The 12,494-nt window shown below is 70.4% G+C and carries 13 protein-coding genes and 1 tRNA gene; 7 read left to right on the top strand and 7 right to left on the bottom strand.

Annotated elements, in window-relative coordinates:
* The first annotated feature begins 92 nt into the window (after nucleotides 1-92).
* A complete protein-coding gene (locus ACYVLP_RS17645) occupies nucleotides 93-1,604 on the top strand; it encodes a hypothetical protein (RefSeq protein WP_460628632.1) in 1,512 nt (503 codons plus the stop codon).
* A gap of 195 nt (nucleotides 1,605-1,799) precedes the next feature.
* Nucleotides 1,800-2,435, top strand: a complete 636-nt coding sequence (locus ACYVLP_RS17640; protein ID WP_460628631.1) for an NAD(P)-dependent oxidoreductase — start codon at nucleotides 1,800-1,802, stop codon at nucleotides 2,433-2,435.
* 288 nt (nucleotides 2,436-2,723) lie between these two features.
* On the opposite strand, the gene ACYVLP_RS17635 is transcribed toward ACYVLP_RS17640, so the two are convergent.
* The 3 genes from ACYVLP_RS17635 to ACYVLP_RS17625 form a co-directional block, all read right to left on the bottom strand.
* Nucleotides 2,724-2,796, bottom strand: a tRNA-Ala gene (locus ACYVLP_RS17635).
* A 196-nt stretch (nucleotides 2,797-2,992) separates the two neighbouring features.
* Nucleotides 2,993-4,585, bottom strand: a complete 1,593-nt coding sequence (locus ACYVLP_RS17630; protein ID WP_460628630.1) for a dolichyl-phosphate-mannose--protein mannosyltransferase — start codon at nucleotides 4,583-4,585, stop codon at nucleotides 2,993-2,995.
* 179 nt (nucleotides 4,586-4,764) lie between these two features.
* Nucleotides 4,765-5,613, bottom strand: a complete 849-nt coding sequence (locus tag ACYVLP_RS17625; RefSeq protein WP_460628629.1) for a CPBP family intramembrane glutamic endopeptidase — start codon at nucleotides 5,611-5,613, stop codon at nucleotides 4,765-4,767.
* Between the two features lie 219 nt (nucleotides 5,614-5,832).
* Between ACYVLP_RS17625 and ACYVLP_RS17620 the strand changes: the two genes are divergently transcribed.
* On the top strand, nucleotides 5,833-6,603 hold the full coding sequence (locus tag ACYVLP_RS17620; RefSeq protein ID WP_460628628.1) for a dienelactone hydrolase family protein: 771 nt from the start codon (nucleotides 5,833-5,835) through the stop codon (nucleotides 6,601-6,603).
* A gap of 124 nt (nucleotides 6,604-6,727) precedes the next feature.
* Entirely contained in the window at nucleotides 6,728-7,108 is a 381-nt protein-coding gene (locus ACYVLP_RS17615; RefSeq protein WP_460628627.1) for a hypothetical protein, read from the top strand.
* A gap of 441 nt (nucleotides 7,109-7,549) precedes the next feature.
* On the opposite strand, the gene ACYVLP_RS17610 is transcribed toward ACYVLP_RS17615, so the two are convergent.
* Together ACYVLP_RS17610 and ACYVLP_RS17605 are read right to left on the bottom strand one after the other, a co-directional pair.
* Complete coding sequence (locus ACYVLP_RS17610; protein WP_460628626.1) at nucleotides 7,550-8,158, bottom strand: DinB family protein; 609 nt, start codon at nucleotides 8,156-8,158, stop codon at nucleotides 7,550-7,552.
* 83 nt (nucleotides 8,159-8,241) lie between these two features.
* A complete protein-coding gene (locus ACYVLP_RS17605) occupies nucleotides 8,242-8,826 on the bottom strand; it encodes a DinB family protein (protein ID WP_460628625.1) in 585 nt (194 codons plus the stop codon).
* 62 nt (nucleotides 8,827-8,888) lie between these two features.
* Here ACYVLP_RS17605 and ACYVLP_RS17600 point away from each other — a divergent pair, with 62 nt between their 5' ends.
* The 3 genes from ACYVLP_RS17600 to ACYVLP_RS17590 all read left to right on the top strand — a co-directional run bounded on the left by ACYVLP_RS17600 (nucleotide 8,889) and on the right by ACYVLP_RS17590 (nucleotide 11,259).
* Nucleotides 8,889-9,866, top strand: coding sequence for a helix-turn-helix transcriptional regulator (locus ACYVLP_RS17600; RefSeq protein WP_460628624.1), 978 nt, complete (start codon nucleotides 8,889-8,891; stop codon nucleotides 9,864-9,866).
* The gene (gene rsmI / locus ACYVLP_RS17595; protein ID WP_460628623.1) at nucleotides 9,863-10,690 is read left to right on the top strand and encodes a 16S rRNA (cytidine(1402)-2'-O)-methyltransferase; all 828 of its coding nucleotides are present in this window, start codon (nucleotides 9,863-9,865) and stop codon (nucleotides 10,688-10,690) included. The genes ACYVLP_RS17600 and rsmI overlap by 4 nt, the downstream gene beginning before the upstream one ends.
* Before the next feature lie 143 nt (nucleotides 10,691-10,833).
* Nucleotides 10,834-11,259, top strand: coding sequence for an OsmC family protein (locus ACYVLP_RS17590; RefSeq protein ID WP_452271739.1), 426 nt, complete (start codon nucleotides 10,834-10,836; stop codon nucleotides 11,257-11,259).
* A 48-nt stretch (nucleotides 11,260-11,307) separates the two neighbouring features.
* Here the strand turns inward: ACYVLP_RS17590 and ACYVLP_RS17585 are convergent, their stop codons facing one another.
* Together ACYVLP_RS17585 and ACYVLP_RS17580 are read right to left on the bottom strand one after the other, a co-directional pair.
* Nucleotides 11,308-11,889, bottom strand: coding sequence for a hypothetical protein (locus tag ACYVLP_RS17585; RefSeq protein ID WP_460628622.1), 582 nt, complete (start codon nucleotides 11,887-11,889; stop codon nucleotides 11,308-11,310).
* Between the two features lie 140 nt (nucleotides 11,890-12,029).
* Entirely contained in the window at nucleotides 12,030-12,458 is a 429-nt protein-coding gene (locus ACYVLP_RS17580) for an SRPBCC domain-containing protein (RefSeq protein ID WP_460628621.1), read from the bottom strand.
* Nucleotides 12,459-12,494 lie beyond the last annotated feature (36 nt).

Here is a 12,494-nt window from a genome sequence, read left to right as displayed (position 1 = left end):
TCGGCGGTGTCGGCGGTGTCGGCGGGCGCAAGGATGCGCGCCGGGTTCTCCCGTCCAGCACCTGCGTGCCCGGGGTCTGGGACGATGGCGAGATGTCGAAGCAGGCATCGACGGACGAACCGGGCCCGCCCTCAGGCGTCAGGGCCCGGACCTATCGGGACCTCGGCGCTGCAGCATGGCGCTGGGTGCTCGACCACGTCGAGTGGGACGACGAAGGGCCCTGGATCCCGGACTCCGTGGACCCCGCGGGCGGGCCAGCGCAACGCCCGAAATATGCGCAGGGGCTGCACAGCGGCGTCTCCGGACTCGTCCACGCACTCACGGAGATCGGGCTCACCCGCGCGTGGACCGATGAGGAGGTCCGGCTCGTCGACGGAGTCGTCTCGCGCCTGAACGCCGAGGCGCCCGCCGCGACCGAGGTGTCGTACTTCGACGGGCTCTCGAGCACGGTGGGTGCGCTGGTCGCCGCCTCTGGAAACCGCGCGAGCTCAACCAGCGCCGACGGGGACCCTGACAGCGCCGGCCCGGACCTTGACAGCGTGGATGTGGCCATCGGGAGGTTGCTCGAGCTGCTCACTCCAGACGGCTGGCCGACCGAGGCCGCGGGACCGCCGCACTACACACCCGACGCGCGGGTCAATGACGCGACGCTCGGCACCGCCGGCGTCCTCCTCGCGGCGATCTGGGCTTTGCGGAACGGTGCGCCGGCAGGACGCGAGCTCGCGAACCGCTGCGTCGACGTGCTCCTCGCCGAGGCCGAGCCGATGGCCGACGGCCTGAGCTGGTCGATGGTCCCGGCCCGCCACCGGTTGGGGCCGCGCCGCGACATGCCGAACTGGTCGCACGGCACGGCGGGGGTCGCGGCAGCGCTGGCTCTCGCCGGCACCGCACTGGACCGTCCTGATGTCGTCGACCAAGCCAGGCGCGGGGCGGAGCATCTCGTCGGGCTCCGCGTGCCGGACCATCCGGGCCTCGCGCTGCCACACCTCGTCCCCGCGGCGCCCGAGCTCGGGCTCGAACCCCTTGCCTACGGCTGGTGCCACGGCCCCACCGGAACCTCGCTGCTGTTCCTCGCCCTCGACGCGGCAGGCGTCCGCGAGGTCGCGGGTGAGCACCCTCTCAGGTGGCACCGAGGGTGCCTGGATGCGGTGCGCGCCTCCGGCATACCCGAGCGGCTGCGGCCGGGCTTCTGGGACAACGACGGTCGCTGCTGCGGCACGGCGGGAGTTGGCGACATGCTCCTCGACGCGTGGACGAGCCTCGGTGACCCCAGCGACCTCGAGTTCGCTGTCCGCCTTGGTGACGCACTCGTCGAGCACGCAGTGGTCGAGGGCGGGCGCGTCGGGGGCGGGCGCGTCGGGGGCGGGCGCGTCGGGGGCGACCGCGCGTACTGGCGGTTCGTCGAGCATCGCGCCGACGAGCCGCTGCTCCCACCCGGCATCGGGTGGATGCAGGGGGCAGCCGGAATCGCCGCCTATCTCTACCGCCTGGCACGCGTCCTCGACAGCCTTGCTGGTGATGGAGTCGATCGCGGTGCCAGCCGTCCGGTTGCAGTCAGCCGGATGGACAACTGGTGGGCGGTGGAGCCGCGTAAAGGCGCCTGACCTCCGGCGAGACTTACATGGAAGTCCTCGAAGCGGGAGCATGAGCGGAGACGCCAAGAGCATGTGACCGCCCACCTGCCGGAGGGAAGCACTGGATGCGAGCCCAATGCAGGTCGGCCGGCTCGACGACCACCGGGCGATCCTCGGGCGCGGCTACCCGGCCGAGCCCCGAACCTGTCACAAAGGAGCCACTTCGTGTCCACCATCGCCATCATCGGAGGCACCGGCTACACCGGCACGAACCTAGCCCGCGAGGCTGTCGCCCGAGGCCATCAGGTCGTCTCCTGGAGTCGCAACGCCCCGGCCGAGCCAGTCGAGGGGGTGCGCTACGAGACCGGTGACGCTGCCGACGCCGTGGCGATCATCCCTTCCGCCGACGCCGTGGTGCTGACCCTGTCACCCCGCGGGGAGACCGCTGGTCGACTGGTCCAGCTCTATCCGTTGTATGCCGCGGCTGCGGCTGAAGCCGGCGCCCGGCTCATCATGGTGGGAGGTTTCTCTTCGCTGCGTCCGGCGCCCGGAGAGCCCCGTTTCGCGGAGGGCGATATCCCTGAGCAGTTCCGCGAGGAGGCGCTGGAGGGAGAGGCCACCCGGCACTGGCTGGCTACCTCGGCTCCCGCCGAGCTGGACTGGGTGTTCGTCAGTCCCGCCGGCGGCTATGGCGCCTGGGCTCCCGGTGACAAGACCGGCGCCTACCGCGTCGGCGGTGAGATCGCGCTCTTCGACGCGGAGGGCAAGTCGGAGATCTCCGGCGCTGACTTCGCCGACGCGATCGTCAACGAGGTGGATCGGGCCGAGCATCACCGAGAGCACATCTGCGTCGCCTACTGACCCGCCCGACCCCGGACCTCTGCCGAGGGCAGCATTGTCCTTCGTGACGCATCGTGCTCGGTATGAGGGACTCTGTCGCCTCTGCTGCGCGCCGGCTCCTCCCCGAATCGACCGACAGTTCCACATATGGAAGATGGACCGCCACTTCGTGACGGTCCATCTTCCATATGTGGAGCTGAGGGGAGCCGTCGTCGCTCGTTCCTCGCTCCTCCTCCCGAATCCCCCCATACACATCCAGAGACGTCAGAAGGACCGGACGAAAAGCGTGTCCGGTCCTTCTGACGTCTGTGGAGCTGAGGGGATTCGAACCCCTGACCTTCTCATTGCGAACGAGACGCGCTACCAACTGCGCCACAGCCCCAGTGCGCGTGAACTCTAACACCCCGCGAGACGGCATACGTAATCGGGGCGCGCCGAGCGCGGGCCCCTGCGCACGCCCCCGCGCGGCCCCTCCGCAGGGCGCCGCGCGCGCTTCGCGAAAGATCCGCGCGGGCTCCGCAGCGGCCACCTGAGAGGTCCCATCGCATCAGCCGACGAGCGGCCAGCAGCAGTCCCGGCTACACCCAGCTGGGGAACCACATGCGCGCCTGCCACTCGCTCAGCGGGATGACATCAGCGACGTAGATGGGCAGGAAGAATGCGAACAGGGCCATTGACAGCAGCACGAACCCGCCCATGACTCCGAGCCCGATCCGTCTTCGCGTCACGGATGACTCGCGCCCGCCGACGATGAGGCCGAGCACGTAGACGCAGGCGAGCACGACCCACGGGACGAATGCGACCTCGTAGAACGAGTAGATCGTCCGGTTGCCGAGGAAGAACCACGGCAGGTAGCCCGCGAAGAGCCCGCACAGGATCGCACCGGCGCGCCAGTCCCGGCGCAGCGCCCACATGAACAGCAGCACGAAGATCGCGATCGTCGCGCCCCACCAGATCGACACGGTGCCGATCGAGGTGATCGCCTTGCTGCACTGGTCGACGAGGCAGCCGTCCGCGCCCTTCTTGGGACCCTGGTAGTAGAACGACGTCGGCCGCCCCTGGATGAGCCACGACCACGGGTTCGTCTGGTAGGGATGCGAGGAGGTGATCGCCTGCGTCGAGGCGTACATCTGCTGGTGGTAGGCCCAGAGGGAGCGCCACCAGTCCGGCAGCCAGGACGTCTGCTCCGGCCGGTCGGCCGCCCAGGTCCGGAACGAGCCACCGCTGGTCAGGATCCAGCCCGTCCAGCTTGCGACGTACGTGACGAACGCCGCGCCGACCACCTGCACCGCGGCATACAGCCCGTCCTTGACGACCCACGCGACGTGCCAGCCGGGCACTCCGGCAGCCCTCCGCGCGCCGCGGTCCCACAGCACCGTGAGCAGGCCGAACGCGACGAGGAAGTAGAGACCAGACCACTTGACGCCGGCCGACAGCCCGAGCATGACCCCGGCAACCCAGCGCCACGGGCGGGCGCCCAGCCATGGGCCAAGCCACGGGATCTGTCCACGCGGGCGGTCGCCCACCTTGCGGGCGAGGATCTCGCGAGCCTTGTCGCGGTCGATGAGCAGCGCCCCGAACGCCGCGAGCCCGAAGAACATGACGAAGATGTCGAGCAGCCCGGTGCGCGAGTGGACGAAGTGGTGCCCCTCGAAGGCCAGCAGCGCTGCGGCGACAGTGCCGAGGAGGTCGGACCGGAACAGGCGGCGCGCGATCCGGCCGAGCATGAAGATCGAGATCGTGCCGGCGAGGGCCACGGCGAACCGCCACCCGAGCGAGTTGAGGATGCCGAACGGCACTTCGCCGAGCCCGATGAGCCACTTGCCGACAGGCGGATGGACGACGAAGTCGCCTTGCGTGCCGTAGATGAACGGGTCGTTCGCCGTGAAGTGCTGGTCGACCTGTTTGGCGCTCTGCAGGAGATCGTCGTTCTTCATCTCGAAGCCGAACAGGACCATCGACCAGCCCTGCTTGACGTAGTACGTCTCGTCGAAGACCAGCTCGTGCGGCGCGCCGACATGCCAGAAGCGCATGAAGCCACCGACGATGGTGAAGAACAGGGGCCCCGCCCAGCCAAGCCAGGCGATCCGCCCTGCCACGCGCCGGCTGAGCCGGAAGTCGTCGGCAGGGTCCCCGAGCAGGCGCGCGCGCACCTGCCGGGCCGAGTTCATGGGCGACATCGTATGCAGTGGGACTGGGTGAGGTGACGACGCATCGCTAGCGGTGGGGATTTCCGTGGCGCGCACGCGATCGACGTACGCCGGCGGCACCAGGTGCCGGGCGGCATACCGCGCACCTGGGGCACACATGACCAGCGTGTGAGGGGGCGCTCGCTCGACCGGAGGTCGCGTCAGATGTTCACGCCACGGGCACGCAGGATCGAGTACCCGACGAAAGCGACCGTGTCGAGGATCGCGTGGCACACCACGAGCGGCATGACGCGGCGCGTCCGCACGAACACCAGGCCGAGAACGAGCCCCATCACGATGTTCCCGGCGAACCCGCCGAAGCCCTGGTAGAGGTGGTACGACCCGCGGATCACGGCGGACAGCCCGATGACCAGCGGCCACGACCAGCCGATCTGGCGCCACCGGGTGAAGAGGTAGCCGACCATGATGACCTCTTCGAGCACCGCGTTCTCGATCGCCGCGAGCACCAGCACCGGCCCTGACCACCACACGGCCTGGAGGTTGGCGGCCGACACCTGCGTGTTGATGCCGATCGCCTTGGCCAGGAAGTAGAAGGCCAGACCGGGGATCCCGATGAGGGCGGCGAGGCCGGCGCCACGGAGCAGGTCGCGTCCCGGCTCGCGGCGGTCGAACCCGATGAAGCGGCCCGCGCGCACGTCGACCGCGGGCTGGCGGATGCCGTTCAGCAGGTACAGGGCCAAGGCCACCGCGACCAGCGGCAGCACGATCCCAGCGAGCTGGTAGGCCAGGTCGAGCCACGGGCGGCCCGGCGTGGCCGACTGGTTCATCGCCGTCGTCTGCTGCCTGAGGGGGACGGGCCGGGTCAGCTTCTCGATGATGCTGAGAATCGCGTAGACGGCCGACGAGCCCAGGCTCACTCCGAGGACGAGGATCGTCTCGTTGCGCAGCCGGCGCCCCTCGCCAGGCTCAGCCGCCGGCAGAGGATCGCGGACGGACGGCGCGAGCAGGCCGGCATACCAGCCGCGGACCCCCGCCACGCTCGTCGACATGCCGCCACTGTAACCACCCCCGTCGCCACGATGCGCCCGTTCGGCACCGACGCAGGCGAGCCACAGGGCCACACGTCGTAGACCGTCGCCGAGGTATGCCGTCCCCCCGCGGTATGCCGTCCGCCCGGGCCATGCCGTCCGGCTGAGCCGTGCGGGCCAGTCGCCGGCGCGCAGGTCGCTTCGGCCGCTGCGTCGTGGATGCCCGCGTACGCTCGGGTGATGTCGTTGCTCGCCGAGTGGACCCAGCGTCACCACAGCGCCGACGGCTCAGACTTCCCTGTGTACGTGCGCGGCAGTGGTCCCGGCATCGTCGTCATCCACGAGAGCCCCGGGCTCACCCCGGAGGTCATCGACTTCGGCGACGAGCTCGTCGAGGAGGGCTTCACCGTCGCCATGCCGCACCTCTTCGGCTCCTCCCATGCGCCGCCCCGAACCTGGGAAGGCGGTCGCGTGGTCCCAAGGCTTTGTGTCACAAGGGAGTTCACCATGTTCGCGACGGGTCGCACGGCCCCGCTCGCGGGATGGCTTCGGTCCCTTGCACATTGGCTGCAAGACACGGCAGGTGGGGTCGGCGTCGGCGCGATCGGCATGTGCGTGACGGGAGGGTTCGCGCTGGCGATGATGGTCGACCCCGTCGTCATCGCGCCGGTGGTCGCGCAGCCGGCGACGCCCCTACCACTCGGGCGCAGTCGCGCCGGAGACGTCAACCTCTCGCCGGAGGACCTCGCGACGGTTCGCGCCAGGGTTGCGGACGGGTGCCCGGTCCTCGGCGTCCGGTACCAGCACGACTGGGTGACCGGGACGCGGTTCGACACCCTCAAGCGCGAGCTCGGCGACGGCTTCATCGCGGTCGAGCTCGACGGGCACGGTCACTCCACCCTGACCGACCATCGGCACCCGGAGGCGGTCGAGCGCGTGGTTCGGTTCTTCCGGGAGCGGCTGCTCGACGCACCCGGGCACCCAGCAGACCAAGACCTGCTCGCCCCCTGACACGCGTCTCGAGCCACCTGAACGCGCACGCAGCGCTCCCGCCCCGACAAACGGCATGATGCCAAGCACACCGCAACGGAAACCGCTTGGCGCTCAAGGCTGCTGACGGCATACCGTCGAGGGCATGGCCACCTCGACCCTCCGCTCCGCGCTGCGTTCCCGACTCACCGTCGCCCTGCGCGGGCGCGACCGCGCCGGGGCGGCGACGCTGCGGTCCGCCATCGGGGCACTCGAGAATGCCGAGGCGGTCCCGACCAGCGGCGACCTTGCGTCGACGACCTCGAGCCATGTGGCCGGCGCCGCCCTCGGCCTGGGAGCGGCCGAGGCGGAGAGGCGGGTGCTCACCGACGCCGACGAGCGGGCCGTCGTCGCGGACGAGATCGAGGCGTTGCGGGCAGCCGCGGACGAGTACACCCGCGTCGGAGCTGCCGATCGCGCAGCCGAGGCGCGTGCGGCAGCGCAGCTGCTGGACGACGTCCTCGCCGGGACCAAAGACCAGGCCTGACGAGGCCCTCAGAGGCGCCGAACCCCAGGCTCAGCGAGCCGATTCACCGCCCACGCCGCGGCCCTCAATCCACAGGCGATGGGGGAAAAGCTGTGCACTTCGGGGTCCTCGATGTGGAGAAGGGGGGTCGTCGTGTGGACGACACGCCGTGCGTCTGTGGACGCAGAAAAACTTTCTCCAAAGCCCTTGCGCGAGCCTTCTCAGGCCGATAGAAATTCTCTCACGCACTCCCCCCGGGGAGAGCGGGACAGCTCAGAGGCAAGGGTCCACCTGGTGGGGCAACCCACCACGGGAGCCGGGTGACGAGGCGACCGGGACCGGAGAAGAAGAGCAGTCGATCGGGAGCGTCACATCGACCGATCACCTAGAGGGGCCCTTTGAGACTCATACTCCCAAAGGGCCCTTCGCCTTTGCTGGCAAGGCTTTTGGTGAGACCTGACCTCAGGCGCGCGCCACCTGAGCGGGCCGCCACGGCTTGAGCCATGGCGTCTCCGGCCAGCCCTCACGGCCGGCGACGAGCTCGTACATCGTTGCGCCGTCGATGGACTCGCGCACGATGTCGGCGTGCCCGGCATGGCGCGCGAGCTCCTCGACGAGGTGCATCGCCACCCATCGGACCGACCAGGCATCAAGATCCTTGGGGAACCACGGCGCGTCACGCGGCACCGGCACCGGCGCGTCGAGATCGGCGGCTCTCAGCACCTCTCGCGTGCGGTCACCCTCAGCCCACAGCGCCGCGAGGAGCGAGTCGAGCGTGTCGGTGTCGCTGACGACGAAGTCCTGGCCGTACTCGGCTGCTCGCTCCGCAACCGGCCGCGGGTCGGGGGCCGGCTCTGCGGGCGCCGCGGCCATCCGCTCGGTCCAGCCGCGCTCGCAGGTCGTCACGTGCTTGATGAGGCCACCGATGGTGAGCGTCCCTGCGGTGGGGGCGAGTCGGATCTGCTCCTCGGTCAGGCCGAACGCGACGGACCCGAAGGCGTCGCGCTGCTGGTCGAGGTAGGCGATGAGGCTGTCACGCTCGTCGGTGACGGGTGGGACCTGGGCGGGCACGGCTTCTCCTTGGTGCGAGGTTGGCGAGGTGAGGTTGGCGAGGCGAGGTTGGCGAGGCGAGGTTGGCGAGGCGAGCGGAGGACTCAGTCGTTGCGGTGGGCCCACAGGTCGCGCAGCAGGGCGATCTCGGCGCCGTGGTGGATCAGCTCGCGGTTGATGTGCATGACGAGCTCCGCGTGGGAGAACTCGGCGAAAGGACCCTCGGCCGGTCCGCACGGGTCGGCCAGCCCCGTCTCACCCCAGCTCTTGACGCCGGCGATCCAGGCGGCATACGCCTCGTCGAGCTGGGCGAGGGCCTCGTCGGCGGTGCCGGCGTAGTCGAAGGTGTCGTAGTCGACCGCCGGCCCGTCGAAGTGGCTGTGCACCCGCATCGCGAGGACGCCGACGATGATGTGCGCCAGACGCCACGCGATGGTCGTCACCGGCGCGGGCTCCGGCTGCGGGTACTCGAAGTCGACGGTGAACTCGCCTGAGCCACCAACGGTTTGGGTGCCGCCCTCGCCGCGAGGGTGCACGGTCCACGCCCCCGGCGTCGGCCGCCAGAAGTACTCGTCGTCGGTGAGGCCGTCGAGCCGGGGCCGGAGCTGGTTGGTCCAGTGCCAGTCGATCTGGTCGACGAGGATGGAGCTCCACGGAAGCGTTCTCGAGGTCGTCGCTGCTGTCGTCATGTCCTCAGCCTGTCATCGATATAGGACAGGATCTGTCCGCAGCGTCTGGCACAGTTGGTGACATGTCATCACCGGTCGACGGCGTGCCCGCCGGCACCACCGCGCGCGTCCTGCGTCTGCTCGACCTGCTGCAGAGCAGGCCCGTGTGGAGCGGCACCGAGCTCGCCGAGCGGCTCGGCGTGACGACGCGGAGCGTGCGCCGCGACGTCGAGCGGCTCAGAGACCTCGGCTATCCCGTCAACGCCGCCCACGGCGCGGGCGGGGGCTACCAGCTCGGCGCAGGACGGAGGCTGCCGCCGTTGCTGCTCGACGACGAGGAGGCCGTCGCCGTCGCGGTGTGCCTTCGCCTCGCGGCGGGCGGGACCGTCGAGGGCCTCGGGGAGGCGGCCGTGCGCACCCTCGCCAAGCTCGACCAGGTCTTGCCAGGGCGGCTGCGCAGCCAGGTCGAGGCGATCCACCAGTCGACCGTCACGCTCGAGTCCAACGGTCCCATCGTCGATGCACGCACGCTGCTCGTGCTGGCCAGGGCCTGCCGCGAGACCGAGCGCGTCCACTTCGCGTATGCCGGCCCGCGGGGATCGGGGGAGCGCCGGGTCGAGCCCTACCGCCTTGTCGCGACAGGGCGCCGGTGGTACCTGCTCGCCTTCGACCTCGACCGCGACGACTGGCGCACTTTCCGCCTCGACCGGATGACCGATGCCGAGACCCGCGGGTGGCGCTTCCGGCCGCGCGAAGCGCCGGATGCCGCCGAGTTCGTCAGCAGGGCGATCAGCCAGTCGGCCTACGAACACGTCGCCCGGGTCCGAGTGCATGCGCGAAAAGCCTTGGTGGAAAGGATGATTCCGCCATCCGTCGGCACCGTCACCGCGGACGGCCGAGATCATTGCATCGTCGAGTCGGGCGGGAACGACCTCGACGCCATGGCGATGCACATCGGCGGTCTCCCGTGGGAGCTCACGGTCCTCGGACCGCCCGAGCTGCGCGACGCCATGGCCCGCCAGGCGCAGCGGCTGGCCCGCGCTGTCAGGATGAAGCCATGACCGGCACCCTCGTCCTCGCGGCCACGCCCATCGGCGACCCGCGCGACGCCGCCCCTCGGCTCGCCGAGGAGCTCGCCTCCGCCGATGTCGTCGCCGCCGAGGACACACGGCGGCTCAAGCGCCTCCTGGCCGAGCTGGGCGTCACGCCCCGAGGACACGTGCTCAGCTACCACGAGCACAACGAGGCCTCCCGGACCGTCGAGCTCGCCGAGCGGCTCCGGGCGGGCGACCGGGTCGTCGTCGTCACCGACGCGGGTATGCCGTCCGTCTCCGATCCCGGTTACCGTCTCGTCGCCGCTGCGGTCGACTCCGACATCCGCGTCACATGTGTCCCCGGCCCGAGCGCGGTCCTCATGGCGCTGGCGGTGTCGGGGCTGCCCGTCGACCGGTTCTGTTTCGAGGGCTTCCTCCCGCGCAAGTCCGGGGAGCGGTCGCGAGGCCTCGCCGAGCTCGCCGACGAGCGGCGGACGATGGTCTTCTTCGAGGCGCCCCATCGCCTCGCCGAGACGCTGGGCGCGATGGCCACAGCCTTCGGCGCCGAGCGCCGCGCGGCGGTGTGCCGAGAGCTCACCAAGACCTACGAGGAGGTCCGGCGGGGCACCCTCGCGGACCTCACCCAGTGGGCCACCGACGGCGTCAAGGGGGAGATCACGGTCGTCGTGGCCGGTGCCGAGCGGACGGTCGCGTCTCTCGAGGACGCCGTTGCCGGCATACGGGAGCGGGTCGACGCGGGGGAGCGGCTCAAGGACGTCACGGCCGACGTGTCGGCGCGAACGGGCCTGTCGAGAAAGGCGCTCTACGACGCGGCCATCGCCGCGCGCTGACGCTGCTGCCCGTGGGACGGGCTTGTCACATCAGCAGATCGCGACAAGGCTGGCTGGGTATGCGCCCTGGCGAGCCCCGCCCGCGGGGCGATCGCCGGCAAACTCGCGTCAACGCACACTGAACTCTGAGCGAAGGAGAACCGATGGGCACCGTCCGCACCGCAACCACGCACTGGGAGGGCTCGCTCTTCGAAGGGTCCGGCCAGGTCAGCCTCGAGAGCTCGGGCATCGGCACCTACGACGTCAACTGGGCCTCGCGGGCGGAGCAGGCCAACGGCAGGACGAGCCCCGAGGAGCTCATCGCCGCGGCCCACTCGTCGTGCTTCTCGATGGCCTTCTCCAACGGCCTCGCCAAGGCCGGCACGCCGCCGACGACCCTCGACACGACGGCGGAGGTGACGTTCGTGCCGGGCACCGGCATCACCGAGATCAAGCTCAGCGTCGTCGGTGAGGTGCCGGGGATCTCGGCCGAGGACTTCCAGGCCGCCGCCGAGGACGCGAAGGTCAACTGCCCGGTCAGCCAGGCCCTCAAGGCGGTGCCGATCTCGCTCGAGGCCCGCCTCGCCTGAACCGGCGTCACGCCGCCCGACGGACTGCCACCACCGTCGCTCGTGGGCTCAGCGCGCTCTCGCTCGAGCTCTGCTGGCGGTCCGTCGGCGCGTCTCGACGGCAAGCCGCAGCGCGACGTCGGCGAGATCGACCCTGGCGAAGTAGCTCGAGTCCCGGATCTCGAACTGAGTCACCACACTGAGGCCCCCGACGCCGATACAGATAGCGCGGAGCACCGACTCGAACGGGTTCGCAGCCCCACGGTCCGCACGTCTGAGGACACACATCACCTTCCGGAATGACCGCTGAGGCAGGCACCGGGCCGCCTCAGCGACCTCCAGCGGGCTCTGTCCGGCCCTCCACGCCGAGTCGACCACCGCGAGTGCCTCGTCGAACGGCAGGTCGAGGCAGCAGTCGATGACGGTTCGGACCGGGCTGGTCACCCACGCGTCGACAACCTCGTCGTCGCCGAGCGACCGCCAGTGACGCCGTATGCCGCCTCGCGCCGCGTCGCGGAGCTTGCGCCCGCGCGGGAAGGTGAGGTGCGGCTCGCCCGGCTCCTGCTTGACCGGCCAGCCCCAGTGCAGCGCCGCCGTCGTGTGGGATGCGGTGGCGTGGAGGCCGACGGCCAGCGCCCGCGCTTCGCCCACGCTGGGCAGGACGTAGCGTCCCTTGCCGGCGCGGGTGATCGCGCCCGCCGCAATGGCCGCGCGGATCGAGCGCTTCGACGCCCCGGTGCGCAGCTGACGCCAAGTGCACGCGCCGCCGTGCTGCGCAACGACGGTCGTGGTCAGGAATGCTCGACGGAGGCCTTGAGCGCATCGAGCATCGACTGCCAGTTCTGCGAGAACTGCTCCGCCTGCTCCGCTGACTCGTTGCCGTCCTGGTCGAGCGTGACCCGCGTCCCGCCGTCGACGGCGTCGACCTCGTAGCTGACCGTGTGGTAGTTCTCCGGGCGGTCCTGCTGGCCCATGAGCGGGCTGTAGTGCGTGACCGAGAGCCGGCGCGGTGCATCGAACTCGAGCACCTCGCCCTTGTCCTGGTACGCGTGGCCGTCGTACTCGCCCTGCCACGTGATCGGCGAGCCGACCTCCCATGTGGTGGTGACGGTGGTGCCGACCATCCAGCCCGTGATCCGGGCCGGGTCGGTGAGTGCGCTCCACGCCTCCTGCGGCGATGCGTCGACGGTGACCTCTGCATGTGCGACGTGTCCAGACATGTCTCTGTCATACCCGCCAGCGACGCCGGTGGGGAA

The organism is Intrasporangium mesophilum (assembly GCF_054783095.1).
This window is presented reverse-complemented; position numbering and strand designations above follow the sequence as displayed.

Excerpts from the sequence above, each read along its gene's own strand:
- ACYVLP_RS17645 (WP_460628632.1), top strand. The coding sequence starts at position 93 with ATGTCGAAGCAGGCATCGACGGACGAACCGGGCCCGCCCTCAGGCGTC.
- ACYVLP_RS17630 (WP_460628630.1), bottom strand. The coding sequence starts at position 4,585 with ATGAACTCGGCCCGGCAGGTGCGCGCGCGCCTGCTCGGGGACCCTGCC.
- ACYVLP_RS17625 (WP_460628629.1), bottom strand. The coding sequence starts at position 5,613 with ATGTCGACGAGCGTGGCGGGGGTCCGCGGCTGGTATGCCGGCCTGCTC.
- ACYVLP_RS17620 (WP_460628628.1), top strand. The coding sequence starts at position 5,833 with ATGTCGTTGCTCGCCGAGTGGACCCAGCGTCACCACAGCGCCGACGGC.
- ACYVLP_RS17615 (WP_460628627.1), top strand. The coding sequence starts at position 6,728 with ATGGCCACCTCGACCCTCCGCTCCGCGCTGCGTTCCCGACTCACCGTC.
- ACYVLP_RS17605 (WP_460628625.1), bottom strand. The coding sequence starts at position 8,826 with ATGACGACAGCAGCGACGACCTCGAGAACGCTTCCGTGGAGCTCCATC.
- ACYVLP_RS17600 (WP_460628624.1), top strand. The coding sequence starts at position 8,889 with ATGTCATCACCGGTCGACGGCGTGCCCGCCGGCACCACCGCGCGCGTC.
- rsmI (WP_460628623.1), top strand. The coding sequence starts at position 9,863 with ATGACCGGCACCCTCGTCCTCGCGGCCACGCCCATCGGCGACCCGCGC.
- ACYVLP_RS17590 (WP_452271739.1), top strand. The coding sequence starts at position 10,834 with ATGGGCACCGTCCGCACCGCAACCACGCACTGGGAGGGCTCGCTCTTC.
- ACYVLP_RS17580 (WP_460628621.1), bottom strand. The coding sequence starts at position 12,458 with ATGTCTGGACACGTCGCACATGCAGAGGTCACCGTCGACGCATCGCCG.